We start from the raw sequence: 26,400 nt of genomic DNA on the forward strand, positions 1-26,400 counted from the left end.
TCGACGGCGGGACGCGGCCGGGCTTGAGAGAGCCGGGGCTGGGGTGACGGTTCGGCGGGGGAGGCGCTGCGGGCGGCTTCGGCACGTACCAAGGCGCACACGACCGTGAAGGGATCTGCGGGCATGACTGGCTGCTCCTGCGGGAGAAGGAAGACTGACGCGGCGCGTCCCCGGACGTCTGCCGGGGACGCGGGAGCGGTCAGCAGCGCAGGACGCGGCTGGAATCCGTCGCGGAATCGGGCGCAGGGATCATGGCGGCCCGACGGATGAGCTGAGCGGACGAAGCCGCACAGTGCCAGGCACCGACATGGACGGAGCCGGGAGCTTGGGGTGCCACCGAGGGGTGCCGCATCTTGCTCAAGCAGCCTGTTCCGGCACGCCAGGCATGGGCGCCGTCGTGCTGGGCGGATTCGTGTCGGTGCGACTCGACGCTGCCCCCCGCGACGCCCGACAGACTGCTGGGAGCGGCGACTGATACCGGCATCGCAGGGCTCGCGGCGGCGGTCGCGCTCCCATGGAGGAATGTGGCAAGGGCGATGAGGACGATGACGCCCGCAGTTCGCGACAGGCGGCACAGGAGTACGCCGTACTGGGGCATCAGGCGCACCTCTCGTTGTCGATCTCTGCGGTGCAGCCAACAACAACGAGCGGCGACACGCCCCTGGAACTCCGTCAGAAGAGCGCCGATTTCACCCGTATGGCGAACCGGCGAACACGCGACTTCCTGCCGGGCCCCTGATTACAGCTGGCCGGCCCGGCCCAGCCCGGCGTGCGCTGCCCCTGTCGGTCAGAAGTTCTTGACCAGCCAGGTCGCCACCCACAGGGCCATGGCCAGTGTTGCCAGGGCGCCGATCGCGCAGGCGATGCGGCGATAGTTCCTGCGCTTCATGTGCCACCTCGGAGGGGGTACGTCCGCTCTCTGCTCCAGGATGTACCCCCTCCGGCAGGCGCTTGACCCGCGTCGGTAGGGGCGGGGCGGGGCAGGAGTCGGCCCAGGAGAGCGCGGCCTTGCTGCACGAGGCGGGAGTGAACGTCGAACTGCGTGTCCGAGCACCGGAGTTGGCCTTCGGCTCCGGTCCGGGGTTGGCGCGGGGGAGGTCCAGGGCCAGTCGGGTCCCTTCGCCGTCCTGCGGAGGAGCCGACTCCGGGCGCTTCGCGGGTTGGGTTCAGGCGTCCTGGGATGACTGCTCGGCGTGGCGTACGACGTGTTCCACCAGGGCGATCAGTACCTCCTTTCCCGATGCCCGGTCTCGTACGTCGCACAGGCTGACGGGGACGTCGGGCGGCAGGTCGAGTGCGCGGCGTACGGAATCGGGGGTGTGGGTGCGTACGCCGTCGAAGCAGTTCACGGCGATGGTGAAGGGGATACCGCGACTCTCGAAGTAGTCGACCGCCGCGAAGCAGTCCGCGAGGCGGCGGGTGTCGGCGAGGACCACCGCGCCCAGGGCGCCGGTGGCCAACTCGTCCCAGACGAACCAGAAGCGGTCCTGGCCCGGTGTGCCGAAGAGATAGAGGACCAGGTCGTCGGCCAGGGTGATGCGGCCGAAGTCCATGGCGACGGTCGTGGTCGTCTTGGTCTCCACGCCCTGCAGGTCGTCGACCGGGCGGGAAGCCTCGGTGAGCTGTTCCTCCGTACGCAGGGGGCGGATTTCGCTGACCGAGGCGACCAGGGTGGTCTTGCCGACGCCGAAGCCGCCGGCGACGAGCAGTTTCAATGCGGTCAAGTCGGCGGGAGGTGCGGCTTGTTCAGAGTGCGCGGAGGCCATTGATCACTTCTCGCAGGAGAGGGAGGTCGGGGCGTGCGGTGTGTGCGGCGGTCGCGGGCGGGGCGATGCTGATCAGACCGTGGTTCGTGAGGTCGCCGAGCAGGACGCGTACGACACCGAGCGGGAGGCCCGTGTCCGATGCCAGGTCCGCGACGGGCCGCGGGCCGCTGCCGCACAGGGCCAGCAGGTCGCGCTGTTCGGGCGGCAGCGCTGTCCCGGCGGTGGCTCCGGTGGCTCGGACGACAGACATGAGGTCGATGCGCTCGGCGCCGTTGTCCGTGTGGGCGCGGCCCGCGGTCATGGCGTAGAGGCGGACGAGAGGACCTGCCGCTTCGTCGTAGCGGTCGGTCCAGGCGTCGGTCCTGTCGGGGTGCGGTGCTTGCCGGTTCAGGTGCGGTCCTTGCCTGTTCGGGTGCGGGTCGCGCCGGTTCGGGGGCGGGGTCGTCATGGGGCGTCGTCGCCGTCCGTCCTTGTGGGGACGTCGAGGTGTTCGCGTACGCGGTCGACGAGGATCGCCATCTCGTACGCCACCAGGCCGATGTCGGCATGTCCGTCCGTGAAAACGGCGAGGCACGAGCCGTCGCCCGCGGCCACCACGAAGAGAAAGCCGCCCTCCAGCTCGACCATCGTCTGCACGACGCCGCCCGCGTCGAAGTGCCGGCCCGTGCCCTTGGCGAGGGAGTGGAAGCCCGCGGCGATCGCGGCGAAGCGCTCGGACTCGTCGCGGCCGAGACCCGTGGACGCCCCGACGCACAGGCCGTCGCCGGAGAGCATCACCGTGTACCGGACTTCGGGGACTCGCGTCACCAGATCGTCGAGGAGCCAGTCGATGCCCGCCCCCGATCCCGCAGGGGTGTGGTCGTCCCTGCCGCCGCCCAGGCTGGTGACGTTGTAGGTCGGGGTCATCAAAGACCTCCTTCAGTGGTGGTGTTCGGTTGTTCCCGGTGGGCCCGGCGGCGGCCGGAACTGAGGGAGGCCATGGTGGCTCGGGCCGCCTCGGGGGAGCGCCGGGCCGGGAGGGGTGCCGGGGGTTCCGGGTCGCCCTTGCGCAGCTCGGGGGCGAGATTTGCCTGCCGGACCCTGCGCGGGAGCCCGTCTTCGGTGGCGGGTTCCCTGCCCCCCTTGTCGGTTGTGTCCGTACGTTGCTGGGGTGCCGGGTCCGGGGCCGCGGGGGTGCGCGGCCCGGCGGGGACGGGGGCAGCAGGTCCGTCCGGCGCGGGCGGGTTCGGCACGGGCAGGTTCGGCGCGGGCAGGTTCGGCGTGGGCAGATCCGGCGCGGGCAGGTTCGGCATTGGCCGATCCTGCTCCGGCCGATTCGGCTCCGGCAGATCCGTCTTCGGCAGCGGGCGCAGGCCCGGCTGCGGGGCTTCGAGGATGTGCTGCGGGATGACGATCAGTGCCGTCACTCCGCCGTAGACCGAGCGGCGCAGCGTCACTTCGAGGTTCCGGCGCTGCGCGAGGCGGTTGACCACGAACAGGCCGAGCCTGCGGGAGTCGAGGAGGTCGACGTCCGTAGCGCGGATACGCTCGTTGGCCGCGGCCAGCGCGTCGTCTCCCATGCCGAGGCCTCGGTCCTCGATCTCCAGGACGGCACCGGCACCCACCTCTTCTCCGCGGACCACCACGGGAGTGTGCGGGGGCGAGAACTGGGCCGCGTTGTCGGTGAGTTCGGCGACGAGGTGCACCAGGTCGGCGACCGCGCTGCCGTCGAGTCGCAGATCGGGTATGCCCTCAAGGCGTACGCGCTTGATGTCCGCGGCCTCCGCGATGCCGGCCCGGACGGTGTCGATCAGCGGCACGGGGTTGCGCCAGGCGCGGCCCGGTGCGGAGCCGGACAGGATGAGCAGAGACTCCGCGTGCCGGCGCATACGGGTCGTCAAGTGGTCGAGCCGGAAGAGGTCTTCCAGCTCCGTGGGGTCGTCCGTGCGGCGCTCCATCGTGTCCAGAAGCGCCAACTGGCGGTGCAGCAGGGCCTGACTGCGGCGGGCCAGGCTGACGTACACGCCGGAGACGCCGGTGAGGACGGCCGCCCGGCCCGCGACGGCACGCAGTGCGGCACGCTGGACGGTGGTGAGCGCGGCTCCGACCTGCCCGACCTCGTCCCGGATTTCGGTGCGGGCGAGCGGCGCCTCCTGGTCGAGGTCGATGTCCTCGCCGTTGTGGATGCGGCGCATCGAGGCCGGAAGGCGGGTGGCGGCGAGTTCGAGCGCGGTGTTGCGCAGCCCGGTGAGGTCGGTGACGAGCCCGCGTCCGATCCGTACGGAGAGCAGCAAGGACACCACGACGCCGACGAGGCCGAGAATCACCGCAAGGCCCGAACTGCCCAGCGTGGAAAGGGAGTAGGGCTCGGCTGTCGTGCCCGCTGCCGTCGCTCGGCGCTCCGCGTCGGTGAGGCCCGAGAGGGTCGGCACCGCACCCGCCCGCCACTGCTCGGCAGTTACGGCGCTCACGGCACGGTCCGCACCGGCGTTCAGCACGGCGTCCTGTGCTTCGGTCACGCGGCTCGTGGACTCGCCGTCGAGGACTTGGCGGTACGCGTCCGCGTGCGACGGCTTCAAGTCCGGTACGGCTGCTCGCGTCAGCTCACGCTGCAGCGTGACGTCCCCGACGAACGCGCGGAACTGCGCAGGGGACATGGTTCCGGCCGCCCCGGCGGCGCCGAGTACGGCGTCCTGCCGGCTCAACGCCTCGCGGGCGCGGGCGAGTTCGATCACGTCACGGGAGTCCGAGCGTGCTTCGATCCGCTCTCCGCGTTCGGTGCCTGCGAGCCCCGTGCGCACCGCGAAGGCCCGCTCGACGGCGGTGGTGTAGCGGGCGAGAAGAGCATCCACTCCAGCGGTGCGGTTCTTGGCGGACTTGCGGGTCCCGGTGAGCGACCGGGCACTGTCCTGGAGCCGTTCGATGCGGTCCGGCAGCTTGGTGTCGAGTGCGGCGATGTCGGTGGTGTTGGACCCGATGCCGGAGCGCAGGGCGGTGACGGCTTTGTCGGTACGGGACACGGCCGCGTCCAGGGCGCTCTCGGTCGCGGCGTCCGGGGCCGCGCGGTAGGCGACGGCTGCGGTGCGCTCGGCCTGCACGGCCGTGGTGAAATCCGAAATGGGCCGGATCAGAGCGGAATTGATCTCCTTGAGCTGCTCGGTGGCCGAGACCTGGGATGCGGTGGTGACCGCGGCGTGGCCCCACAGGGCCATCAGCGAGACGACCGGGACGGTCAGCAGCGTGACGACCTTGGCTCTGATCGATTTGGGGCGCAGCCGTTCGGGCAGCAGGGGGCGTTCGGGCATGGCGAAGCATCTCCTTGGCGGAGCAGGAGTGTTGGGGGCGGCGCGAAGGGCGCGGGGCGAAGGGCGCGGGGCGTGCTGGGCTGCGACGCGGCTCAGGTGGCCGGCAGCTCGACCTCGCGCAGCGGCCGTGCGGCGGCCTCGTTCTGGGCGCGCTCCTGTGCGCTCGGCGACAGGGCGACGTAGGCGCAGGTCAGGAAGAGGAAGGAGCCGAGGACCACGGCCAGCGGCAGGATGAAGGAGGTGGCGCTCGCGCCGTCGAGTGCGGTGGTTCCGGCGTGGACGGAGACGTCGGCGGCCGCCATGCCCGTGTAGTGCATGCTGCTGACGGCGAGGCCCATGACGAGGGCGGCGCCGGCGGCGATCGCGGGTCCGCGGATGGTGAGCGCGGCCCACAGCGCGGCCGACGCGGCGAGGATGGCGATGAGCACGGAAGCGGCGGCGACGACGGGATCGTACGAAATGTCACCGTTGAGCCGGACCGCGGCCATGCCGATGTAGTGCATCGCGGCGACGCCGAGTCCGGTGCCGAGCCCGCCGAGCAGGACGGACCGGACGCGGGAGCCGCCGTAACCGGCGACGAAGACGCCGCCCCCGACGACTCCGATGGCGACGACCAGGCTCAGCAGCGTGAGCGGGATGTCGTAACGGATCGCCGTGCCGTCGACGGTGTAGCCCAGCATCGCGATGAAGTGCATCGTCCAGATACCGGCCCCGATCGCGATCGAAGCGGTGACGAGCCAGTTCCTTCTCGATTTTCCTTCGGCGGCCAACGCCCGGACGGTGCAGCGCAATCCCAGCGCACTGCCGACGACAGCCATGGCGTACGACAGGGCCGGAGTGATCCAGCCGCCTGCCAGATGATGCATGTGACCCACGGAATTCCTCTCGCTCAGCGAGGTCGGCCCCCCGACGGTCCGGGACGCTAACACGCAGGCGATCTTCCGCAACACCGGTGGAATCATTGGCAAAAGCCGTCTACCAGCGAGTAGGCCCAAGATCAGGGGCCACCGTGGCTGCAGCGCATCGTGGGCCCGCGGATTCAGGTGCGACCCTTGTCACGCCGCGCCTCGGGGCGCTTCGGGCATAGGGGTCGAGACAACCGGAACGTGTCACTCCGGCACGGAGACGGCATCGGCCCGGCGTCGCCGGATCTCTCCCGCCTGTCGGTCGAGGCAGTCCGTCAAGGTCGCCCCGAAGAAGCTGTACTTCACCGCCTCCGGATTTGGCACCGACTACAGCGCCCCGGTCAAGTAGCGCACCCCCGAGCCCGCGGCGCCCTTCGCATCGGCTACGGATGCCGCCGGGCTGCCGAGGTCTGGCGGTGCAGCCCCCCTTCCCCCTCGGGCAGCGCCTCGCCCCGCGCCTCGGCGCCCGTCGGCGGGGTCCCGCTCCCGACCATCCGGCGCGGCTTCGGGATCTGGGCTCCCTCCCCGTACATCCACTGGGACAGCGCCACCCGCAGCCGCTCCGTCGGCCGCACCCGCCTGCGTACGCCATGTTCGTCCGTGTCCGGCAGCGCTTCGAGCGGGGTCGGCTGTTCGTGCTGCGTCAGGCGGTACAACTCGCCCTTGTCCAAGGGTTCGTGGACCTCGACGAACTCCCCGTGCGGCAGCCTCCGTATCCGGCCCGTCTCCCGCCCGTGCAGCACCTTGTCGCGGTCCCGCCGCTGGAGCCCCAGGCAGATCCGCCGCGTGACCACGAACGCGATCACCGGGCCCGCGAACAGCGCCACGCGCACGAACCATGTGACCGAGTTCAGGGAGAGATGGAAGCGCGTCGCCCAGATGTCGTTGCCTCCGCCGATCAGCGCCACGAAGAAGATCGTGAGCCAGGCGACGCCAAGTCCCGTGCGGACGGGGCGGTTTCGGGGTCGGTCAAGGAGATGGTGTTCGCGGTGGTCGCCGGTGATCCACGCCTCGATGAACGGATACACGCCGATCATGAGCAGGATCAGAGGGAACACGACGAAGGGGATGAAGACGCCCAGGGCCAGGGTGTGACCCCACAGGTTGACCTCCCAGCCGGGCATCACCCGGACAAGGCCCTCCGCGAATCCCAGATACCAGTCCGGTTGTGCGCCCGTGGAGACCTGGTCGGCGCGGTAAGGGCCGTACGACCAGACCGGGTTGATCGAGGCGATCGCCGCGACCACCGTCACGACACCGAAGACCAGGAAGAAGAATCCGCCCGCCTTGGCGAGATACACGGGGAAGAACGGCGCGCCCACGACGTTGCGTTCGGTCTTTCCGGGGCCGGGGAACTGGGTGTGCTTGTGGTAGAAGACGAGAATCAGGTGCGTCACGACCAGCGCCGCCATGATGCCGGGCAGCAACAGCACATGGATGGAGTAGAAGCGCGCCACGATGTCGTCGCCGGGGAATTCGCCGCCGAAGAGGAAGAAGGAGAGATACGTTCCCACGATCGGGATGGAGAGGATCGCGCCCTCGACGAAGCGCAGCCCCGTTCCGGACAGCAGATCATCCGGTAGCGAATAGCCCAACAGGCCTTCGAACAGGGCCAGTACGAGCAGCAGCCAGCCGAACACCCAGTTCAGCTCGCGGGGTTTGCGGAACGACCCCGTGAAGAAGTGCCGCATCATGTGGACCAGCATGGCGGCGACGAAGATCAGTGCGGCCCAGTGGTGGATCTGCCGGATGAGCAGACCGCCGCGTACGTCGAAGCTGATGTCGAGTGTCGATGCGTACGCCTCCGACATCCGGACCCCGTTCAGGGGGATGTAACTGCCGTGATATTCCACCTCGTTCATGGACGGGTGGAAGAACAGGGTGAGGTAGATGCCGGTGATGATCAGGATGATGAACGTGTAGAGACAGATCTCGCCGAGCAGGAACGACCAGTGGTCGGGGAAGACCTTGCGGAGGTACTTCCGGCTGATTCCGTAGACGCCGAACCGTCCGTCGGCCCAGTCGGCGACGCGTTCGCCTCCCGGTGCCCGCTGCTCGGTCCGTTTCGGGGCGGTGCTCTCGGACATCCCTTGCCTCCCGTGGGCGCTCACACACGGGACGGTCCGGACCGGCGGACTGTGACATGCGGAGCCGATATGTGGCCCATGTCACGGAAGGGCGGGCCGCGTTGGCGCGTCGTGAGTCGGCGCCGCGAGGGGGCGCTCCGTCCGATGCGCCGCGAAGGGGCGCACCGTCCGATCTGGTGCGCCCCTTCGATCACCCACAGGTTCGAGCCTGGGGTCAGGCCTTCCTGTCCCTCATCTCCTGCTGTCGCGCGGCGCGGTCCTCGGCCATGCCGCGCTCCGTCTGCTGGCGCTGTCGATCACTGCGCTGGCCGGCCTGACCGGGCTCCTGCTGCTGACGCTGACCCTGCCGCATGGGGTCCTGCTGGGGGTTGTTCCCCTGCTCGCGCCGGCGGGCAGATCGCTCTTGCTTACCCATGAGTGTCACTCCTCGTGAGTGTCGGGGGAATGGGTGCCCTCATCGTGGCACGCGCGGACACTCAGGGCATATCGGGCGATTACTCTGTGCGATCAGGCCTGTTCCGGCATCCCCCACGCCTCCCGGAACCGCTTCAGGGCGAGCCGTGTCGCGGCCGGGGACATGGCGAGTTCACGGCGCGCTTCTGCCAGGCGTTGCAGGTCCCATTCCGTTCCGGCGTCCTTGATGTCATCGAGGGTGGGGAAGTTCTTGCGGCTGAAGAAGTCGAGGAGGGTCAGCATGAAATCGCCGTATGCCCCCAACTCGTCCCACTGGCGCCGGGTTTCGAGTGAGGGGACGGCGTCCGCAGCGGTCTCCGTGGGTGGTGAGGCCGTGTCGATCAGTCGCCGGACGGCGTCGCGTGCGAGGGACGTCTGCTCGTCCCCGGGCCGTTCTTGCAGGAGCAGGACGGCCAGGCGGGTGTCGTCCATGCGCTGTGCCCAGTCGGGCGGGTGGTCGGTCCTGGCCAGCAGGACGCGGAAGCCCGCCAGGGTCTCCCTGAGTTCGTCCCACAGCAGGGCGTGGGCTACTTGGGGCAGTTGATTGCGGCCCGTGCTGGGGATGGCGACCATCCGGCGTGTGTAGCGGATCAAGTCGCGTGTGATGCCGCCGGAAAGGCAGTGCGCGAGGGCGATGAAGGGGGTGGTCAGGCCCGGGACCCGGTTCTGGAGTATGGCGTGTGATTCCTCCAGGGTCCGGGGCTCGATATGGACTACGTCGTCCAAAGAGCTGTCGATGATGTCCCGTACCGGGAGTCCGCGGCGGACGAAATCGGCGCCGACGTCCTCGGCGACGGAGATGAGGAAGTAGACGTTCGGAATGCCGAAGACCGCCTTGATCTCGGCGAGCAGCGATCTTGCCTCTTCCGCGGTGCCGATCCGGTCGATCTCGTCGATGACGATGAAAATGCGACCGTTGCTGGCCGCCTTGGCCATACGTTCCAACAGGTCCCGGAAGTGGACCACCAGCTCCGGGAAGGTGAGCGTGCGCGAGGAGAGCGTTGTGGTGCGGCCCGCGCCTACGGTTCCGGCGGAGAAGGGCGTCAGCCCCGTCGTGGTCGCCAGGCTTGTGCTCTGCGCGGTCCGCAGGAGATAGAGGTAGTTGACGCATTCCTTGAGGAGCGGTGACTTCTTCTGCCACCTCGGCAGCGAGACGAGGATGCCGAGACCGAGCAGCGCGAGCGGTACGCGCGTCAGCCACGGGTGGTCCGTCCAGAGCTGCACCGCGGATGCCCGGACGTCATCCCACATACGCGTCAGCCATCCGGAGAAACCGCCGTCCAGCGACCGGTTCATCGCCCGAGCCGCCGGTGCGAGCGCGACGGACAGCAGGACCGCGGCGACGAGAAGCCGGCCCCAGAACGACACCGCCCCGCGGATCCGCCGCAGGATGTGCTTGCGCAGCTTGATGAGGAAGACGAACGAGGAATCGGGCGCCCGCCCGTGCAGCGCGAGAAACTGCTCGCACACCCGCTGGAACAGCGAGAGCAGGAATTCCTGCGGGACGTAGGCGGAAGGGATTTCCACGGGGACCACGAGGTTGTCGTCCCCGCGCCGCTTCTCCGCCAAGTCCCTGAGGAGAGTGGACTTCCCGACACCGCGCGGACCGGAGATCGCAATGGTCCCGCCGGCCATCAACTCCATCTTCGCGTCGAGGTTCTCCTGCTCGCGGTGCGGAACGACGTATCGCAGATCATGCACCTCGACGAGCCCCAGGATGTCGGGAGTGACGAGCAGGGTGTTGTGGTCCTCGCCGATCAGACGTCTGAGCACCGGCCCCACTTGAGCCGCGAGGGCGTCCGGCAGGGAACTGCGCCACTGGCGGCGTACGAAAGCGACTTGCCAGCGCAGGGTCACCAGCCAGATCAGCAGGAAGAGGCGCCTGACCGATAAGCGCGCCCGTCCGTACTCCTCCACCGCGTGGTCGCGCTGCTCCACGGCGTCCTGGTATTCCTCGTACTCCCCGTATCCCGAGGCCAATACCTCACCGACGACATGCTCTCGGTGGAACTCCGCCGTGACCTTCTCCTCGTCCACGCCCGTCATGTGCTGCTGCGCCAGATATCCCCTGAGCACCTTGTCCTCGGCGTGCAGGCGGCGGACGGCGTCCTGGTAGATCACCTCGTCCGCAAGCCGGTTCCAGACCGCCTTCGCCGGCTCTGGGTCGTCCACCGTGCCTCCGCCGCATCACTCGGGCCGTCGCGGCACGGGGGCCCCGGTCGCCGCACCAGCCGTGACTCTAAGTCATGCGGGACGGCGATCAGCGGCCAGCACTGCCGCGAGGCCCTCCTGCAGATCTTTGACGAAATACTCGGGGACCTCCAGCGACGGGAAGTGTCCCCCCATTTCGGGGCACTTCCATCGGACGATCTGTCGGTACCGCTCCTGTGCCCAGGGGCGCGGACACTTCTCGACGTCGCGGGGATACATGGTGATTGCTGACGGGACGTCGACCCGAAGGTTGGGATCGAGCGAGTTGTGGCTCTCGTAGTAGATGCGGGCCGCCGATGCGCCGGTCCGCGTCAGCCAATACAGGGTGACGTCGTCGAGAATCCTGTCTCTGGAAATCGTCTCGAACGGGCTGTCCTCGGTGTCCGACCACTCGGCGAACTTGTCGAGGATCCAGGCAAGAAGCCCGACCGGTGAGTCGACGAGCGAGTAGCCGATGGTCTGCGGTCGGGTCGCCTGCTGCTTCGCGTACGCCGCGCGGTGGCGCCAGAAATGGCGGGTTTCCTCGGTCCATTTGCGCTCGACCGCCGTAAGGCCGTCCGTGGTCAACCCGGGAGGTCCCTCCGCGAACGTTGTGTGGATGCCGAGAACGTGCGCCGGGAACCTGCCGCCGAGAACCGTGGTGATATTGCCTCCCCAGTCGCCGCCGTGGGCCACGAACTTGCTGTAGCCGAGCCTTCCCATCAATTCCACCCATGCGGCCGCGATCTTTTCGGTTCCCCACCCGGTGGTGGCCGGCTTGTCGCTGTAACCAAAGCCTGGGAGCGACGGGACCACGACGTGGAACGCCGGCGCGTCTGCATCTTTCGGATCTGTTAGTTCGTCCACTACATCGATGAACCGGGCAATGCTGTCGGGCCAGCCGTGCGTCATGAGCAGAGGAGTGGCATCCGCGCGCGCGGATCGGCGGTGCAGGAAGTGGATTCCCAGATCATCAATGGTCGTACGGAACTGGCCGATGCGGTTGAGGCGCTCTTCGAACGACCGCCAGTTGTACCCGGTGCGCCAGTAGTCCACGACATCGACTAGGTCGGCGAGCGGAACGCCCTGTTCCCATCGGCGAGGGTCGGGCGCGGCGCGATGGACCGTCTCGGCCTCCGGCAGCCGCGCCGCGGCCAGCCGCGCGCGCAGATCGTCGAGGTCGGCGTCAGGTGCGTGGGCTTCAAATGCTTGTACGTCGCTGGTTGGACGGGGCATGAGACCTCCTGGCCGTCGCGGAACCGGCCCTGACCTTCGAAGAACCGGCTATGGCGGTTCCACTATGCCGCGCCTTCAAGCCGGCGCGCAACCGGCTATGGTGGTTCCATGCGTGCTGGATTTCCTGACTTCCGCCTCGGCAACGTGCTGGCGACCAGCTTCACGGGGACTCTGTCGGAGCGTCATGGCGACGCTGTGGAGCGCATTCCCGCACCGCACAGGCTCGTCGACTGGCTCGCAGTGAACGGCCTCGCCGTGGACTCCTGCACCACCGCCCAGCTCGAACTCGCCCGGGAACTGAGGGAGTCGATCCACGCCGCCGCGACGGCGGCCGCGATCCAGGAAGCTCTCCCCGCGTCTGCTGTCCAAGTCATCAATGACTGCAGCGCTCAGGGTCGGGCCGCAGCGATCCTGACGCCCGAGGGCAAGCGGCGATGGCTGCTCAGCTCGGCTTCCTGCGTGGAAGATGCCCTCAGCGTGATCGCCGCCGACGCGATCAGCGTCATCGCGGGCGAACGAGACGGAAAGTTGGCCTTGTGCGCATCGCCGACCTGCCGAGCCGCCTTCTTCGACACCAGCCGGAGTCGCACCCGCAAATGGTGTGACATGAACACGTGCGGGAATCGTCAGAAGAAGGCGCGCTTCAGATCCAGACTCGTCAGTACGTAGATGCCGAGCGCCGCGAAGAGGCCGACCGCCCAGCCGTAGTCCGCCAGGGGCTCGAGGAAGGGGATGAGGCCGTCCGCGGGGAACGGGCCCTTTCCGGGGGCCGAGTAGGAGCCGCCCACCGCGAGGGTGCCGCCGACCGTGAAGGCCAGCAGGGCGCGCCAGTTCCAGCCCGCCGTGTACCAGTAGCGGCCGTGCGGGCGGTAGAGGTCGGCGAGGTCGAGGACCGTGCGGCGGATGATCCAGTAGTCGGCGATCATCACGCCCGCCACCGTGCCGAGGAGCCCGCCGACCACCCCGAGCCAGGTGAAGATGTACAGCTCGGGCGTCGCGGTCAGCTTCCACGGCATGACCAGGACGCCGATCACACCCGTGATGAGCGCCCCGGTACGGAAGTTGATCAGCTTCGGGGCGAGATTGGACAGGTCGTACGCGGGAGAGACGACGTTCGCCGCGATGTTCACCGAGACCGTCGCGACCAGGACCGTCACCAGGGCGAAGACAAGGCCGAATACGTTGTCCGTCTTCGCCGAGAGCTCCACCGGGTCCCAGATCGCCGCTCCGTAGACCGCCTGCGAACCGGAGGTGACGAGGACCGAGAGGAGCGCGAAGGCCGTCATCGTGGTCGGGAGGCCAAGCGACTGGCCCCAGACCTGGGCCCGCTGGCCCTTCCCGAAGCGGGTGAAGTCGGGGATGTTCAAGGACAGGGTGGCCCAGAAGCCGATCATGCCCATGAGGGAGGGGAAGAAGACCTTCCAGAAGTCCGCGCCCCAGCCCAGTTCCGACGGCTGGTCCAGGAGCGGACCGAAGCCGCCCGCCTTCGACGCCATCCACACGAGGAGCACCACCGCACCGATGAGGACGAACGGCGCCGCCCAGTTCTCGAAGCGGCGCAGAGCGTCCATTCCCCGGTAGATGACGGCCAGTTCGAAGGCCCAGAAGGCCGCGAAGCAGAGCCAGAGGGTCCACGGATAGCCGCCCACCTCCGAGGCGTTCGCCCAGCCGCCGAAGATCTTGCCGAGGAGGAGGAAGATCCCCTGGCCGCCGATCCAGGTCTGGATGCCGAACCAGCAGCAGGCCACCGCCGCCCGGATCAGCGCCGGGAGGTTCGCGCCCCGCAGCCCGAAGGAAGCGCGCGCCAGGACGGGGAAGGGGATGCCGTACTTGGGTCCCGCGTGGCCCGTCAGGAGCATCGGGAGCAGCACGATCACATTGGCCAGAGCGATGACGAACACCGCCTGTTTCCAGTCCATCCCGAGGGCCACCAGGCCGGAAGCCAGCGTCCACGAAGGGATGTTGTGGGCCATGCCCACCCACAGGGCCGTGTAGTTGTACACGCCCCAGGTCCGCCGCTCCATGGGGACCGGAAGAAGGTCCTCGTTCGCGAACCGGGGGTCGTCCAGGGTGACGCCGTCGGCGAGGGACACCCGGCCGTCGGGATCGGAGCGCTGAGTCGGGATCGTGTGCTCGGTCGCGGTGGGGTGAGCCGCGGGGGGAACGGGGGGAGGGCTGGCCGGGGGAACGGAGGGAGGACTGGCGTCGTTCATGGGCAGGCCGTTCTTGACAGGGCACGCCCGGCCACGATGGCTCGTGCGGAGGTGCCACGTGACAGGGACAGGGCGCTGTGCGGGTGCCGTGATCCAACGCGGAGTGGAGAGGACTGTACAACTCCCCTGACACTTACGGGAGTAGCAGTTCACAGATGGGGAGAGGCATGAGCGGGGCGCAGGGGGACATAACGGTCGGGCAGCTGCTGCTCGCCGAGTATCAGGTCGTCAAGGACGAGCAGAAGGCCCGGATCGGGTTCCGCGACAATCTCCTGTACGTGACGCTGGCGGCCGTCGCGGCACTCGTCGCCGCCACCGCGCAGACCGCACGGGCCTCGATGCTCCTCGCATTGGGGCCCGTCTGCGTCGTCCTGGGGTGGACCTACCTCGTCAACGACGAGAAGATCTCGGCGATCGGCGCCTATGTGCGGGGCGATCTCGGGCCGCGCCTCGCGGAGTTGGCGGCCACGGACGAGAGGGCGGCCTCCGCGACCCCCTCGGCCTTCGGCTGGGAGACCGCCCATCGCGGTGACGCGCGGCGCCGCTCGCGCAAGGTCATCCAGTGCCTGGTCGACCTGGTGGCGTTCTGCGTGGTGCCGCTGGCCGGCCTCGTCGTCTTCTGGGCCGACGGAGAAGGGGGCGGACTGCTGCTGGCCCTCTCGGTGGTCGAGGCGGCGGCGATCGCGGGCCTCGCCGCCCAAGTGGTGGGGTACGCCCGGCCGTTCGGCAGGGGATGAGGAGCAGCGGCGGCCCCGCTCACGGCCGCACCGTCGTCACCAGCCACACCCCCGCCCGCATCCGGACACCGCTCTCGGTCGAGGCGACGCGGCGGATCGTCGCCGACCCGCGCCTGGGTGACGTACGCGTCGTGATCCTCACCAACTACGGCCTCGACGAGTACGTCTTCGACGCGTTGCGGGCCGGGGCCAGCGGGTTCCTGCTCAAGGACACCGAGCCCGCGGATCTGTTGCAGGGCATCGAGATCGTCGCTCGCGGGGAGGCTCTGCTCTCGCCCTCGGCGCCCGCGACCGGGCCCAACTGGTCGTCTTCGCCTACGAGTCGGGGCTCGTGGCGGCCCGGAACGCGACTCCATAGCGGTGGATAGGAGTGGATAGAGGCTGATAGAGGGCTACTTGGGCGTGGCATGATCTCCGCGTGGCCGTCATACCGTTCAGACACGTCGCAGCCCTCACGGCTGTCGCCCTGCTTGCCGCCGGGTGCGGGCTCTCGGAGGAGATCGAGCGGGAGCGGAACCCTGAGCGTACGGCGGATGCCGCTCCTGAGGGTGGTCCTACCGGTGGCGCTTCGGGGGTACCCACGGCGCCCGGCCTGGGATCGAGGACGCCGATCCCCGTCGAGGAGGAGACGGTGCCGGACGCGCCCACCTCCTCGTGCCCCGCCTCGGGCGTGCGGATCGAGCCGGGCATGGTCGACGCCGCCATGGGTCTGCGCGCGATGAGCGTGACGTTGACCAACTGTGGGAAGCGCGCTTACCGGCTCAACGGCTATCCGGGGCTGAGCGTGCTCGACGAGCATCGCGAACCCCTCGACGTACAGATCCTCCAAGGGCCGAAGCCCGTCACGCAGATGGACGACCCCGGGCCGCACCCCGTCACGCTGAAGCGCGGGGAGTCGGCCTATACGGCGCTCGTCTGGCGCAACACCGTCACCGACACGACGACGACCGCCGTCAGCGGCACCTATCTGGAGGTCACCCCGGCCAAGGGCGCCCGCAAGGCGACCGTGACGCCGCAGGGCCGGATCGACCTCGGCAACACCGGCCGCATCGGCACGACCGCCTGGCAGAAGAGCCCCACCAGCGACGCCGGGGCCGGCAGGCCTACGGCACCCGCGCCGTCCACTCCGCCGAGCTGAACTTCGTCCGGGCGAGCTCCTGGGCCCTGGCCATCTCCTCGTCCGTGACCTTTCCCGGCGTCAGGCCGTACCGCGTGCGGAAGGAGTCGAGCATCCGCTCGATCACGGCCTCGCGGGGCAGCCCGGTCTGGCGGCGCAGCGGGTCCACACGCTTCTTCGCGCTCTTCGTGCCCTTGTCGGAGAGCTTCTCGCGGCCGATGCGGAGCACCTCGACCATCTTCTCCGCGTCGATGTCGTACGACATGGTCACGTGGTGAAGGACCGCGCCGTGCCCGCCCGCCACCCGCTTCTGCGCGGCGCCCGCGACCTTCCCCGCGTCGGTGGCGATGTCGTTGAGCGGCTGGTACCAGGCCTTCACGCCCATGTCGGCGAGGGCGCCGAGCACCCAGTCGTCCAGATACGCGTAGCTGTCCGCGAAGGACAGGCCCTGCACGAGGGAGTCGGGGACCGAGAGCGAGTACGTGATGGCGTTGCCCGGCTCGCAGAACATCGCGCCGCCGCCGCTGATCCGGCGCACCACCTGGATGCCGTGCCGCTCGGCGCCTTCCCGGTCCACCTCGTTGCGCATCGACTGGAAGCTGCCGATCACGACCGCCGGTGACTCCCACTCCCACACGCGCAGGGTCGGCGCCCGGCGCCCGGCGGCGACCTCGGCGGTGAGCACCTCGTCCAGGGCCATCAGGAGCGCGGGTGACTGCGGAGCATCGTGGATCAGCTGCCAGTCGTAGTCGGTCCAGTCGGTGGCGTGCGCCAGGGCGCGGCGCACGGCGATGCCCACGCCCTCCGAGGTGAGGCCGTACATGACGGTGCCGTCGGGCAGCTCCGCGTCGATCCGGGCGGCGAGGCCCGCCGCGTCGGTGTCGGCGGGCGCGCCCTCCAGGGCATGGCTCAGGACGTCGAACGCCTCGTCGGGCTCCAGGAAGAAGTCCCCGGCCACGCGCACCTGCCGCAGTACGCCGTCTTCGACGTCCAGGTCGACAACGACGAGCTTGCCGCCGGGAACCTTGTACTCACCGTGCACCGCGCTTCCTCCCGATTCATCGCCTTGGGCGCCTATATCAGGACAATTTCACACGCCGCGGATAGGTTCGCGCTCAGGGTGGTCAGTCGACCGTCGGCGCCGGCCCGGATCAGGAGGCGACCAGGGATCCATGAGCGACGCCGACACCAGCGACAAGGCGGCCACCAACGGATCCGCACCGGCGGCCAAACTCACCCTCCTGACGCTGACGACGATGGTCGTCGGCTCCATGGTCGGCGCCGGCGTCTTCTCGCTGCCCAGCCGGTTCGCGGACGAGACCGGCGTCGCCGGTGCGCTCATCGCGTGGGCCATCGCGGGCACCGGCATGCTGATGCTCGCCTTCGTCTTCCAGACCCTCGCCGTCCGCAGACCCGATCTGGACGCCGGTGTCTACGCCTACGCCAAGGCCGGGTTCGGTGAATACCTCGGCTTCTTCTCGGCGTTCGGCTACTGGGCCAGCGCCTGCGTCGGCAATGTGACGTACTGGGTCCTGATCATGTCGACGGTCGGCGCGATCTGGCCGGGCCTCGGCGAGGGGGACACCGACCTCGCCGTGCTGCTGTCGTCGGCGGGCCTCTGGGGGTTCTTCTCGCTCATCAAGCGGGGCGTCAAGGAGGCCGCGGCGATCAACCGCGTCGTGACGGTCGCCAAGATCGTCCCGATCCTCTTCTTCGTCGTCCTCGCGCTCTTCTACTTCAAGGCGGACGTCTTCGCCGACAACTTCGGTGGCGCGGACTACTCGGGCTCCCTCTTCAACCAGGTACGCGGCACGATGCTCGCCACCGTCTTCGTCTTCCTCGGCGTCGAGGGCGCCAGCGTCTACTCGCGCCACGCCAAGCGCCGCAAGGACGTGGGAAAGGCGACGGTCCTGGGGTTCCTCAGCGTCTTCGCCGTCTTCGCGTCGGTCACCATCGTGTCGTACGGCATCATGCCGATGAACGAGATCGCCGCACTCCGGCAGCCGTCGATGGCCGGAGTCCTGGAGTCCGCGGTGGGCACCTGGGGCAAGGTATTCATCAGCGTAGGGCTGATCATCTCGGTGCTCGGCGCGTATCTGGCCTGGACGCTGATGTCCGCCGAAGTCCTGTTCGTGGCGGCCAAGGACGAGGACATGCCGCGCTTCCTCGGCCGCGCCACCGCCGCCGACGTGCCCGCGCCCGCGCTCCTGATGACCACATGCCTGACGCAGGTCGTCCTGATCGTCACGTCGTTCTCCGACGACGCGTTCAACTTCGCGCTCGACCTGACCAGTTCACTCTCCCTGATCCCCTATCTGCTCGCGGCCGCGTTCGCGGCGAAGATCGCGCTGCGCCCGGACGATCGCACCCACGGGGGCAGGGGGACGCGCGGCGAACTCGTCGTGGGATCGATCGCGGTCATCTATACGGCGTTCCTGCTGTACGCGGCAGGCCTCAAGTTCGTCCTCGTCTCGTTCATCATCTACGCCCCCGCCACGATCCTGTTCGTGATGGCCCGGCGGGAACAGGGCAGACGTCTCTTCTCGCCACGCGAACTCGTCATCCTCGTCATCTCGACCGCCGGTGCGGTGGTCGGCGTCATCGCCCTCGCAGTCGGCTGGATCAGCCTCTGATCCACCGTCAACCCACCTGTCCACACGCCGTATTCGCATCGGAAAGGCACACCGTGACAAGCCCCGACACGCCGAGCGCCCCGAACTACGGCGTCCACTCCGAGGTCGGCACACTGCGCAAGGTGCTGGTCTGCGCGCCCGGTCTCGCCCACCGCAGGCTGACCCCCACCAACGCCGACGACCTGCTCTTCGACGACGTCATGTGGGTGGAGAACGCCCAGCGCGACCACGCAGACTTCGTCAACAAGCTCAAGCAGCGCGGTGTCGAGGTCGTCGAACTGCACGACCTGCTCACCCGGACCGTGGCGATCCCCGAGGCCAGGAACTGGCTCCTGGAGCGGAAGATCACCGCGAACGAGGTCGGGCTCGGACTCATCGACGACACCCGCGCCTTCCTGGAGACCCTGGCGCCGCGCCGCCTCGCCGACTACCTCATCGGCGGCCTCGCCACCGCGGATCTGCCGGACGAGTTCCGCTCCGGCTCTGTCGCGCTCGTACGCGAATCCACCGGCGTACGCGAGTACTTGATGCCGCCGCTGCCGAACACGCTCTACACCCGCGACACGACATGCTGGCTGTACGGCGGCGTCACCCTCAACCCGCTGTACTGGCCCGCCCGGCACGACGAGACGCTCCTGATGAAGGCCGTCTACCAGTTCCACCCCGACTTCACCGGCGCCCGCGTGTGGTGGGGCGATCCCGAACTCGACTGGGGCCAGGCCACGTTCGAGGGCGGCGACATCATGCCGGTCGGCAACGGCGTCGTACTGATGGGCATGAGCGAGCGCACATCGCGGCAGGCCATCACGCAGGTCGCGGCCTCGCTGTTCAAGAGCGGCGCGGCGGAGCAGGTCGTCGTCGCCGGCATGCCCAAGCTGCGGGCCGCGATGCACCTCGACACCGTCTTCACCTTCGCCGACCGCGACATCGTCACGCTCTACCCGAAGATCATGGACGCCGTGCACTCCTTCACGCTGCGCCCCGGCGAAGGACCGGCCGGCATGGACATCACCGATGAGGGCTCGCGTACGTTCGTCGACGTCGTCGCCAAGGCGCTCGGGCTCTCCGGGCTGCGGGTGATCGAGACCGGCGGAGACGTCTACGCCTCCGAGCGCCAGCAGTGGGACAGCGGCAACAACGCCGTCGCCCTGGAGCCGGGCGTGGTCGTCACCTACGACCGCAACACCCAGACCAACACCCTGCTGCGCAAGGCGGGCGTCGAGGTCATCACCATCGTCGGCGCCGAACTCGGCAGGGGCCGCGGCGGCGGGCACTGCATGACGTGCCCGCTCATCCGCGACGCCGTCGACTTCTGAACCAGGCCGCGGCTCAGTACCGCTGGGCCTTGACCAGCTTCGCGGAGAGCTTCGGCTCCGGCGGCTCGTGACTGATGGCGTACGCCTGGGCCCGCTCGCCGGGTTCGAGGTCCTCCTTGCCGATGTAGCGCGTCTCCACGGCCTTGCCGTCGGAATCCAGGAAGTCGACCTGCAGCGCGTACGACGCCTTCTCGTCGGTCCTGTTGGTGATGGTCACGACGGAGGCGAGCACACCGCCGGTCTCGGAGCGCGGTTTGCCCGTCATCGACACGTCGGACATCGCGTTCCCCTCGCCGTCCACGTCCTTCAGCTCGTCCTTCGCGGCCTTCTGGACCCGCTCGGACTCCGCGGACACGGACGCCTCGAACTCGTCCGCGCGCTCCGAGGCCGATTCCGTCGCCTCCGATGCCGACGCCCGTGCGGACTCGGCGGCCTCGGAAGCGGCCGACTTCAGGGGCGACGCGGTCTTCTCCGAGAAGGACTCCGATGCGGGAGCCGTCGGCCGTTCGCTGATCGTCCGGCTGCCCTCGCCGGAGGGGGCGTCGCCGTCGGTGCTGCACGAGGCGAGGGCGGCGGCCGTGACGGCGGCGGCCAGCGCGAGGGCGGCGGACACCGCCTTCCTGGGGCGTCGCGGCGCGCCGGGCGGCAGGGGGTTCATTCGGAGCGTCCTTTCACTGCTGCGACTGACGTCAGTACCGCAGGGCGCAGGCGATCCCGCCCTGGCCGGTGAGCGTTCCTTCGGGTACGAACCTGACCTGCGCGCCGGTGTCCAGGGCCCGCTCCACGATCTCGTCGACGATGTCCTCGACGGCGTCGAGATCGTCGGCGGTGGCCGGCACCAGATGTCCGCCGTCGTCGCGCACGGTCTGCCGGAAGGTGTCATCGACGGCGAGCAGCCGGACCCGGTCGGCCGTCACGTTCTGCCAGACCTCGTCGAGCCCGGCGGCGAACTGCCGCTTGCTCTGTGCCGTGTCCAACTCGCGTAGTACGCCGTCGAGTTCGGCCTTCTCCTGTTCGGCCACGAGGGAAGCGGCCGCCTGGCGCACCGCGTCCGCAGGGCCGTTTGCAAGGCCGCCGTGCGGCACCCGCGTGGCCTTCTTGGTGACCGTGCCGGTGTCGTCGAGGAGGGAGAGCGCCGCGGCTTCCCCGGCCACGAACAGGGGGCGCGGGTGGGCGTCGACGACAGCGCTCGCCGCCTGGTCCGCGTCACGCAGGAACTTGCGGGTCTGCTCGTCGCGGAAGGTGCTCGGCAGATCGCCGATCCGCTCCTTGCGCTCGGCGTCCGGGTCATCGAGGCTCCGGGTCAGCGGGAACCCGTCGGCGGTGTGCTCGGTGACCCGCTCCGCGGTGCCGTCCCACAGCGCGACACGGTCGGCGGAGACGGCGAGGACCCAGTACGGGCGCTCGGCGGCCCGGGCCGCGACGAGGTTGCGCGTGAGGAACGTGTCCGAGAGCACCACCCGCGACGGCACCGTCCTGGCGAGCGACCACACCTGGTGCTCACCGGGGGCGGCGAAGACCGCGAGCCCGTCCTCGGCGTGCACGAGATCGACCTCGGCCACCGCCCGGTCCAGCTGACCGGCCACCTCGGCGCGATGCTCCTTGGTCACGGCCGGGTCGGCGTTCAGGCGCTCCTTGGCCTCGGCGACGAGGTTGCGCAGCCGCACGGGATCCTGGGCGTTGTCCGGTTCCCTGCGGTGCGTCGGCATCAGGACCGTGACGGCCGGATAGGGGCGCGTCTTGCGCAGCTCGGCAAGGGCTTCCGGGGTGAGAGAGGGGTGCATGGAGCGGGCCCTTTCGGGACGGGGCGGCGACTCAGGGCCTGCTGGCCGTTACGCCACGCAATGCACCATATGACGGTTTTTTGGGCGTGGCATTTCGCCTCCGGGGGCGCCTGGCGGGGCGCTCTGCCCGGCCGTCTGCCCGGCTGTCGGCCCGGCTGTCACCTCAGCAGGAAGCCGAAGGCGTACCCGAGGGCGTTCGTCGCCCAGTGCAGCCCCATGGGGGCGAGCAGGCTTCCGCTGCGGCGGCGCAGTTCGCAGAAGAGGCAGCCCGCAAGGGCCGTGAAGAGGACGGCTCCCGCGTCCACGACGATCACGCCGAGCACGGAGTCCCCGAAGGCGCCGCCCAGCGCGGGCTTGGCATCGGCGAGACCGAGCGACGGCAGGATGTGCCAGAGGCCGAAGAGCCCTGAGGAGACCAGCGTCGCGGCGAGCGGCCCGCGGGCGCGCAGCACCAGGCCGAACAGCACGCCCCGGAACGCCACTTCCTCAAGCAGTACGGTGCCGAACGGGACCGTCACCAGGACCCGCACCGCGACCTCGCCCCCGCTCAGGCCGCTAGGGCCTGTCCGATGGGTCCTGCCGGGGTCGCGGGCCCTGGCACGCACTCCCCCAAGCTCTCGGCTTCGCTCGAGCAGGGAGGTGCCCCCTCCCGCGTTGTCGTCGGTTGCCAACGCTCCGCGTTGTCGCCCTCCTCCGCCTTGCAGCTGCACGCACCAGGGCCCGCTCGGCCCTGCTGAATCGGCACCCGGCGCGAAGACCGGCCTGACCCATCGGACAGGCCCTAGTCCGCTGGTCCTCGAACAGGTCGCGGGTGACCGGGAGCAGGGCCGCGCACGTGTACCCCGCGGCGACGACGCCGATGAGGGCCAGCGCCCATCGCAGGCCGCGCGCGAGGGTGCCGCGGGCGAGGCCCACGTCGGACGAGCGCATGCCGGACCAGTACGCGATCGCGAGCAGTACCGCCGTGGCCCCGAGGGAGGCCGCCAGACTCCAGTCCTTGGCCCACCGGTTGTTCGCGAGGTTGCTCAGGACCAGGACGGCGACGGTGGCGGCGAGCGCGGTGGCCGTCGTGACCGGCCGCCGCAGGAGCCGCGACGGCCGCGAAGCGATGCGCCGGGCGTGCACGCCCCCCATCGTGCGGGTACCCGTCGCGCGCGGCGACCTGGGACACGTACACCGAGCCTTGAGACGCGTACCGATCCTTCAGACACGTACGACACGCACCGAGTCGCCGCGCCCGCTCATGGGACTCAACCTGAGTTCATGGAACAGCGCGCGATCCGTCTGCGGCGCAGGCTCCGGCCCGTCGCCTGGATCGTGGCGGTGCTCTGCGTGGCCGTCCTGGCCGCGACGGCCACGGCGCGCAGCACGCTCCTCAGCCCCGGCTTCCACCAGCGCGTCCTCGACGAGCAGCACGCCTACGACCGCCTGTACAACGAAGTCCTCGTCGATCCGCAGACCCTCCCCGTCGCCCGCGACCTGCTGGGGCGGCTGCCGGTCCCGGAGGCGGCCGTCACCTCCAACCTGAAGATCGTGCTTCCCCCGGAGACCCTGCGCGCCATGACCGACCGGCAGATCGAAGAGGTGACCGGGTATCTGCGGGGCGAGCACGACACGCTGCGCCTCACGGCGGACCTGCGGCCGCTGCTCACCAATGTCGGCAACCTGGCCCAGACGTACTTCGCTGATCTCGTCGCCTCCGTGCAACGGCAGCCCGAACCCGACTTCCCGGCCTTCGTCGCGGATCTCGACCGGGCCGCGAAATCCCTGGCCACCGGGGAGCCGCCGGCCGGTCTGCCCACCCTGGAGCTGTCCAGGGACCAGGCCGTCACGGCCACGCGGGCGCTGCTCCAGGTGGTGCCGGAGGACCGCCGCGACGCGCTCCGCCCCGAGGTCGAGGTGGCGCTGGAGAGCGGGGACGTCGCCTCCGCGCTCGCCGCCGTCGGGCCCGAGGCGGTGTCGGACCGCACCCGCCAGGCCACCGAGCAGCTGCGCGGGACCGCCGACGGCGACACCTGGGACATCAGCGCCGACCTCGACACGTCCGGCGACGCGCTCGCCCCGCTGCACCGGGCGCGCTCCGTCACGCACCTCGCCCAAGGTGTGGTCGAGCCGCTCGCCGCCCTGCTCGGCGTCGCGGCCCTGGCGTTCCTGTGGCTCTCCGGGCCCGCGGCTCCCGCCCGCCGCCTGCTGGGGCTCGGCTGGGTGCTCGCCGCGGGCGGAGCCCTCACGGGGCTGTGCGTGGTGGTCGCCCGCGTGGCCATGGAGGGCGGCCTGATCAGCACGCCCGAGTCCTGGCCGGGATCCGTGTCACGGCTGGTCGACGACGTGGGGAGCGCGGCCGTGGACGGTGTGCTCACCACCGCGACCGTCGCCGCGTACATCCTGCTCGCCGCGGGCGCGCTGCTCGTCGCCGTCAGCTGGGTCTGGCAGGCGGGACCGGCCCTGACCGTCGGCCTCCGCCGCGTGCGACTGCTCTTCGTCGGGGTGGCGGGTGTCGCGCTCGGCGGCGTCGTCCTCGCGCCCCTCGCGGCGGGCCGCGCCGATCCGCGCGTCTGCCAGGGCAGCCCCCGGCTCTGCGACCGCGGCTACGACGAGATCACCCAGCTCACCTCGCACAACGCGATGTCCACCACGGCCGACCAGTTCATCGGGCCCCTGCAGGACCCCCGCATCACCGCTCAGCTCAACGACGGCGTACGGGCCCTGCAGATCGACACCTACACCTGGGAGCGCCCGGAGCAGATCGCCGAACGACTCGAAGGCTCGGACTTCTCGCCCCGGCTCCAGGGGCAGATCAAGGCCGCGATCAACAAGTTCAACCCGCCGCGGGACGGCCTGTGGCTCTGCCACTCGGTGTGCCGGGCGGGCGCCATCGGCCTCGTGCCCACGCTGCGCGAGGTCGGCGACTGGCTGCGGGCCCACCCCGACGACGTCGTCACGCTGATCGTGCAGGACGCCGTGGACGGCGAGGCCACCGCCGCGGCCTTCGAGGAGGCCGGGCTCACGGACCTGCTGTTCGAGCCCGACCGGGACCCGTCCCGCCCGTGGCCCGAGCTCGGCGAGATGATCGACAGCGGCAAGCGCCTCGTCGTGTTCGCCGAGCGCGCCGACGGGCCCGCGTCCTGGTACCGCAACTTCTACCGGTACGGCATGGAGACCCCCTACGCGTTCCGCACCCCCGAGGACATGAGCTGCGTCCCGCACCGGGGCGGCACGGACAAGCGCCTCTTCCTGCTCAACCACTTCATCACCATCGACGGCGGCAGCCGCCTCGACGCGGGCACGGTCAACACCCGCGCTGCGGTCCTCGACCGTGCGCACGCCTGCGAGCGGCAGCGCGGCAGGCCGGTGAACTTCGTCGCCGTCGACTACCTCACCATCGGCGACGCGCGGGGCGCGGTGGACGCGTTGAACGCGGAGCGCTAGCACTGTGGCGTCACGCACTGTTTGCGAGGTATGTGCGGCTGGGTGAGCATGAAGCGCAGTGCCCGTCGTGCGGCGCATCGGCGCGATCGCCGAGAAGCCGTACTGGGACCGCCCGGACGCCAGTTACCTCGTGCGACGCTGGCCGGACCTCACGGCCGCCTGCTTCGGGACCGTCTTCTTCTGGCTGTCCCTCACGCCCTCCCTCGTGCCCCGCCCCTGGCTGCTGCAAGGCGTCGTCGGCGGGATCACCGCGGCCATGGGCTACGCACTGGGCTCGATCGTGAGCACCGTGGCCCGTGCCCTCTTCTTCCGATTCCGATGGCGGCCAGGCGAACGGGTGCGGGCGCACCTCTGGCAGGCGTACTGGCTGCTCACCGAGAGCGCCCACTCGCAGCGCCGGCTGCGCGAACTCCGGTCATCATGCTGATCGCCGCCGCGCTCTGGGCGCTCTTCCTGCCCGTGGCCCGCGGCATCCGCCTGGGTTCGCGTACGTTGACCCACACCCTGCACCGCTTCGTGCCGCTGCCCGTCGCCATCGGCCTGGGGCTCGCGCTGAGCGCCCTGATCGTCACGCTCGGGCTGCGCGACGTCGTCTTCCAGCGCGGTGTCATCGACCTCGCCGACCGCATCGCGTACGCCACCAACGGCGGGACGGTCCACCGCCCTCGGTCCCCTCTGGTCTCCGGGGGTCCCGGCTGCGAAAGACCCCGTCCGCGTCTACGTCAGCGCGTCCGCGCCGGAGTCCTTCAGCGACGAGGACCCGTTCGCGGCCAAGGCCCGGCTGGCCGTCGAGGAGCTGGAGCGGACCGGCGCCTTCGAACGTAACGTGCTGGCGATCGCCGGGACCACCGGAACCGGCTGGGTGAACGCCGACATCACCGACCCCCTGGAGTACATGCACGACGACCTGCTGGCCCGGACGGACGGGGCGCTCATCGTCGGCACCCCCAACTTCGCGCCGATGTCCCAGGAGATCCGTGACGGCAGGGACACCGGGAGCCCGGTGTGGCGGCCGCTGTACGACGGCGGCAGGAACGTGCGGTTCGCGCCCCTCGTCACGTTCTGGCAGACGTCGGTCGACATGGTGGTGTCGTACGGCGTAGAGGCGTCGCACGGGCACCGGTACGGGGCGGGACCGGTGGACGGATGGGCGGCGATCGTGCCGCGTGAGGGGTGGACGACGGGGGACACGGAGCGGTTGCGGAGGTATGTGGCGGGGCGGGAGTGAGGGGTCGCCCGGCGTGGGGAGG

The 26,400-nt window shown here is 69.8% G+C and carries 23 protein-coding genes and 2 pseudogenes; 10 read left to right on the plus strand and 15 right to left on the minus strand.

From position 1 onward, the window contains the following. Positions 1–1,166: 1,166 nt before the first annotated feature. The 9 genes from AB0O76_RS26550 to AB0O76_RS26590 form a co-directional block, all read right to left on the minus strand. Complete coding sequence (locus AB0O76_RS26550) at positions 1,167–1,766, minus strand: ATP/GTP-binding protein (protein ID WP_365496049.1); 600 nt, start codon at positions 1,764–1,766, stop codon at positions 1,167–1,169. Beyond that, positions 1,747–2,214 carry a DUF742 domain-containing protein gene (locus AB0O76_RS26555; protein WP_365496051.1) on the minus strand — a complete coding sequence of 156 codons (468 nt, stop codon included), beginning with the start codon at positions 2,212–2,214 and terminating at the stop codon, positions 1,747–1,749. Before AB0O76_RS26555 ends, AB0O76_RS26550 begins: the two co-directional genes overlap by 20 nt. Next, positions 2,211–2,672, minus strand: coding sequence for a roadblock/LC7 domain-containing protein (locus AB0O76_RS26560; RefSeq protein WP_365496053.1), 462 nt, complete (start codon positions 2,670–2,672; stop codon positions 2,211–2,213). The genes AB0O76_RS26555 and AB0O76_RS26560 overlap by 4 nt, the downstream gene beginning before the upstream one ends. Next, positions 2,672–5,050 carry a nitrate- and nitrite sensing domain-containing protein gene (locus AB0O76_RS26565; protein WP_365496055.1) on the minus strand — a complete coding sequence of 793 codons (2,379 nt, stop codon included), beginning with the start codon at positions 5,048–5,050 and terminating at the stop codon, positions 2,672–2,674. The genes AB0O76_RS26560 and AB0O76_RS26565 overlap by 1 nt, the downstream gene beginning before the upstream one ends. Positions 5,051–5,142: 92 nt before the next feature. Next, complete coding sequence (locus tag AB0O76_RS26570) at positions 5,143–5,925, minus strand: MHYT domain-containing protein (RefSeq protein WP_365496057.1); 783 nt, start codon at positions 5,923–5,925, stop codon at positions 5,143–5,145. Between the two features lie 413 nt (positions 5,926–6,338). Further along, complete coding sequence (locus AB0O76_RS26575; protein WP_365496059.1) at positions 6,339–8,042, minus strand: cytochrome bc complex cytochrome b subunit; 1,704 nt, start codon at positions 8,040–8,042, stop codon at positions 6,339–6,341. Between the two features lie 214 nt (positions 8,043–8,256). Further along, on the minus strand, positions 8,257–8,457 hold the full coding sequence (locus AB0O76_RS26580) for a hypothetical protein (protein WP_365496061.1): 201 nt from the start codon (positions 8,455–8,457) through the stop codon (positions 8,257–8,259). A gap of 92 nt (positions 8,458–8,549) precedes the next feature. Further along, positions 8,550–10,667, minus strand: a complete 2,118-nt coding sequence (locus AB0O76_RS26585) for a P-loop NTPase fold protein (RefSeq protein ID WP_365496063.1) — start codon at positions 10,665–10,667, stop codon at positions 8,550–8,552. Between the two features lie 72 nt (positions 10,668–10,739). Then, entirely contained in the window at positions 10,740–11,921 is a 1,182-nt protein-coding gene (locus AB0O76_RS26590; RefSeq protein WP_365496065.1) for an epoxide hydrolase family protein, read from the minus strand. 108 nt (positions 11,922–12,029) lie between these two features. Between AB0O76_RS26590 and AB0O76_RS26595 the strand changes: the two genes are divergently transcribed. Then, complete coding sequence (locus AB0O76_RS26595; protein ID WP_365496067.1) at positions 12,030–12,590, plus strand: CGNR zinc finger domain-containing protein; 561 nt, start codon at positions 12,030–12,032, stop codon at positions 12,588–12,590. On the opposite strand, the gene AB0O76_RS26600 is transcribed toward AB0O76_RS26595, so the two are convergent. Next, the gene (locus tag AB0O76_RS26600) at positions 12,548–14,134 is read right to left on the minus strand and encodes an NCS1 family nucleobase:cation symporter-1 (protein WP_365496069.1); all 1,587 of its coding nucleotides are present in this window, start codon (positions 14,132–14,134) and stop codon (positions 12,548–12,550) included. The two genes, AB0O76_RS26595 and AB0O76_RS26600, sit on opposite strands and share 43 nt — an antisense overlap. Before the next feature lie 167 nt (positions 14,135–14,301). On the opposite strand from AB0O76_RS26600, the gene AB0O76_RS26605 reads away from it, so the two are divergent. The 3 genes and pseudogenes from AB0O76_RS26605 (at position 14,302) to AB0O76_RS26615 (ending at position 16,009) form a co-directional block, all read left to right on the plus strand. Further along, positions 14,302–14,871, plus strand: coding sequence for a hypothetical protein (locus AB0O76_RS26605; protein WP_365496071.1), 570 nt, complete (start codon positions 14,302–14,304; stop codon positions 14,869–14,871). A 59-nt stretch (positions 14,872–14,930) separates the two neighbouring features. Continuing rightward, positions 14,931–15,229: pseudogene (locus tag AB0O76_RS26610) on the plus strand (hypothetical protein); the annotation flags it as partial. Between the two features lie 60 nt (positions 15,230–15,289). Next, positions 15,290–16,009 carry a DUF4232 domain-containing protein gene (locus tag AB0O76_RS26615; protein ID WP_365496073.1) on the plus strand — a complete coding sequence of 240 codons (720 nt, stop codon included), beginning with the start codon at positions 15,290–15,292 and terminating at the stop codon, positions 16,007–16,009. On the opposite strand, the gene AB0O76_RS26620 is transcribed toward AB0O76_RS26615, so the two are convergent. Further along, positions 15,975–17,030 (minus strand): lipoate--protein ligase family protein, encoded by a 1,056-nt coding sequence (locus AB0O76_RS26620; protein WP_365496075.1) that lies wholly within the window; start codon positions 17,028–17,030, stop codon positions 15,975–15,977. The two genes, AB0O76_RS26615 and AB0O76_RS26620, sit on opposite strands and share 35 nt — an antisense overlap. Positions 17,031–17,160: 130 nt before the next feature. On the opposite strand from AB0O76_RS26620, the gene AB0O76_RS26625 reads away from it, so the two are divergent. Together AB0O76_RS26625 and AB0O76_RS26630 are read left to right on the plus strand one after the other, a co-directional pair. Then, positions 17,161–18,621 carry a basic amino acid/polyamine antiporter gene (locus AB0O76_RS26625; protein WP_365496077.1) on the plus strand — a complete coding sequence of 487 codons (1,461 nt, stop codon included), beginning with the start codon at positions 17,161–17,163 and terminating at the stop codon, positions 18,619–18,621. A 53-nt stretch (positions 18,622–18,674) separates the two neighbouring features. Continuing rightward, the gene (locus tag AB0O76_RS26630; RefSeq protein WP_365496079.1) at positions 18,675–19,937 is read left to right on the plus strand and encodes an arginine deiminase; all 1,263 of its coding nucleotides are present in this window, start codon (positions 18,675–18,677) and stop codon (positions 19,935–19,937) included. A 13-nt stretch (positions 19,938–19,950) separates the two neighbouring features. Here AB0O76_RS26630 and AB0O76_RS26635 read toward each other — a convergent pair whose 3' ends face one another. From AB0O76_RS26635 to AB0O76_RS26650, 4 genes are all read right to left on the minus strand, one after another. Next, the gene (locus AB0O76_RS26635; protein ID WP_365496081.1) at positions 19,951–20,595 is read right to left on the minus strand and encodes an FxLYD domain-containing protein; all 645 of its coding nucleotides are present in this window, start codon (positions 20,593–20,595) and stop codon (positions 19,951–19,953) included. 31 nt (positions 20,596–20,626) lie between these two features. Then, positions 20,627–21,721, minus strand: a complete 1,095-nt coding sequence (locus AB0O76_RS26640) for a chemotaxis protein (RefSeq protein ID WP_365496083.1) — start codon at positions 21,719–21,721, stop codon at positions 20,627–20,629. Positions 21,722–21,879: 158 nt separating this feature from the next. Then, entirely contained in the window at positions 21,880–22,239 is a 360-nt protein-coding gene (locus AB0O76_RS26645) for a CPBP family intramembrane glutamic endopeptidase (RefSeq protein WP_365496085.1), read from the minus strand. 37 nt (positions 22,240–22,276) lie between these two features. Next, entirely contained in the window at positions 22,277–22,846 is a 570-nt protein-coding gene (locus tag AB0O76_RS26650) for a hypothetical protein (RefSeq protein ID WP_365496087.1), read from the minus strand. 138 nt (positions 22,847–22,984) lie between these two features. Between AB0O76_RS26650 and AB0O76_RS26655 the strand changes: the two genes are divergently transcribed. The 4 genes and pseudogenes from AB0O76_RS26655 (at position 22,985) to AB0O76_RS26670 (ending at position 26,378) form a co-directional block, all read left to right on the plus strand. Continuing rightward, positions 22,985–25,150 (plus strand): hypothetical protein, encoded by a 2,166-nt coding sequence (locus AB0O76_RS26655; protein WP_365496089.1) that lies wholly within the window; start codon positions 22,985–22,987, stop codon positions 25,148–25,150. A gap of 58 nt (positions 25,151–25,208) precedes the next feature. Then, the gene (locus AB0O76_RS26660) at positions 25,209–25,577 is read left to right on the plus strand and encodes an alpha/beta-hydrolase N-terminal domain-containing protein (RefSeq protein ID WP_365496091.1); all 369 of its coding nucleotides are present in this window, start codon (positions 25,209–25,211) and stop codon (positions 25,575–25,577) included. Continuing rightward, positions 25,571–25,786 (plus strand): annotated as a pseudogene (locus tag AB0O76_RS26665) (alpha/beta-hydrolase N-terminal domain-containing protein); the annotation flags it as partial. The gene AB0O76_RS26660 and the pseudogene AB0O76_RS26665, both read left to right, overlap by 7 nt. Further along, entirely contained in the window at positions 25,755–26,378 is a 624-nt protein-coding gene (locus AB0O76_RS26670) for an alpha/beta-hydrolase family protein (RefSeq protein WP_365496093.1), read from the plus strand. The pseudogene AB0O76_RS26665 and the gene AB0O76_RS26670, both read left to right, overlap by 32 nt. The last annotated feature ends 22 nt before the right edge of the window (positions 26,379–26,400 follow it).

The sequence above is a fragment of the Streptomyces sp. NPDC086554 genome, assembly GCF_040686095.1.
Taxonomy (GTDB): domain Bacteria; phylum Actinomycetota; class Actinomycetes; order Streptomycetales; family Streptomycetaceae; genus Streptomyces.

Excerpts from the sequence above, each read along its gene's own strand:
- AB0O76_RS26600 (WP_365496069.1), bottom strand. The coding sequence starts at position 14,134 with ATGAACGACGCCAGTCCTCCCTCCGTTCCCCCGGCCAGCCCTCCCCCC.
- AB0O76_RS26590 (WP_365496065.1), bottom strand. The coding sequence starts at position 11,921 with ATGCCCCGTCCAACCAGCGACGTACAAGCATTTGAAGCCCACGCACCT.
- AB0O76_RS26605 (WP_365496071.1), top strand. The coding sequence starts at position 14,302 with ATGAGCGGGGCGCAGGGGGACATAACGGTCGGGCAGCTGCTGCTCGCC.
- AB0O76_RS26635 (WP_365496081.1), bottom strand. The coding sequence starts at position 20,595 with ATGAACCCCCTGCCGCCCGGCGCGCCGCGACGCCCCAGGAAGGCGGTG.
- AB0O76_RS26565 (WP_365496055.1), bottom strand. The coding sequence starts at position 5,050 with ATGCCCGAACGCCCCCTGCTGCCCGAACGGCTGCGCCCCAAATCGATC.
- AB0O76_RS26580 (WP_365496061.1), bottom strand. The coding sequence starts at position 8,457 with ATGGGTAAGCAAGAGCGATCTGCCCGCCGGCGCGAGCAGGGGAACAAC.
- AB0O76_RS26555 (WP_365496051.1), bottom strand. The coding sequence starts at position 2,214 with ATGACGACCCCGCCCCCGAACCGGCGCGACCCGCACCCGAACAGGCAA.
- AB0O76_RS26550 (WP_365496049.1), bottom strand. The coding sequence starts at position 1,766 with ATGGCCTCCGCGCACTCTGAACAAGCCGCACCTCCCGCCGACTTGACC.
- AB0O76_RS26595 (WP_365496067.1), top strand. The coding sequence starts at position 12,030 with ATGCGTGCTGGATTTCCTGACTTCCGCCTCGGCAACGTGCTGGCGACC.
- AB0O76_RS26640 (WP_365496083.1), bottom strand. The coding sequence starts at position 21,721 with ATGCACCCCTCTCTCACCCCGGAAGCCCTTGCCGAGCTGCGCAAGACG.
- AB0O76_RS26560 (WP_365496053.1), bottom strand. The coding sequence starts at position 2,672 with ATGACCCCGACCTACAACGTCACCAGCCTGGGCGGCGGCAGGGACGAC.
- AB0O76_RS26655 (WP_365496089.1), top strand. The coding sequence starts at position 22,985 with ATGGAACAGCGCGCGATCCGTCTGCGGCGCAGGCTCCGGCCCGTCGCC.
- AB0O76_RS26575 (WP_365496059.1), bottom strand. The coding sequence starts at position 8,042 with ATGTCCGAGAGCACCGCCCCGAAACGGACCGAGCAGCGGGCACCGGGA.
- AB0O76_RS26625 (WP_365496077.1), top strand. The coding sequence starts at position 17,161 with ATGAGCGACGCCGACACCAGCGACAAGGCGGCCACCAACGGATCCGCA.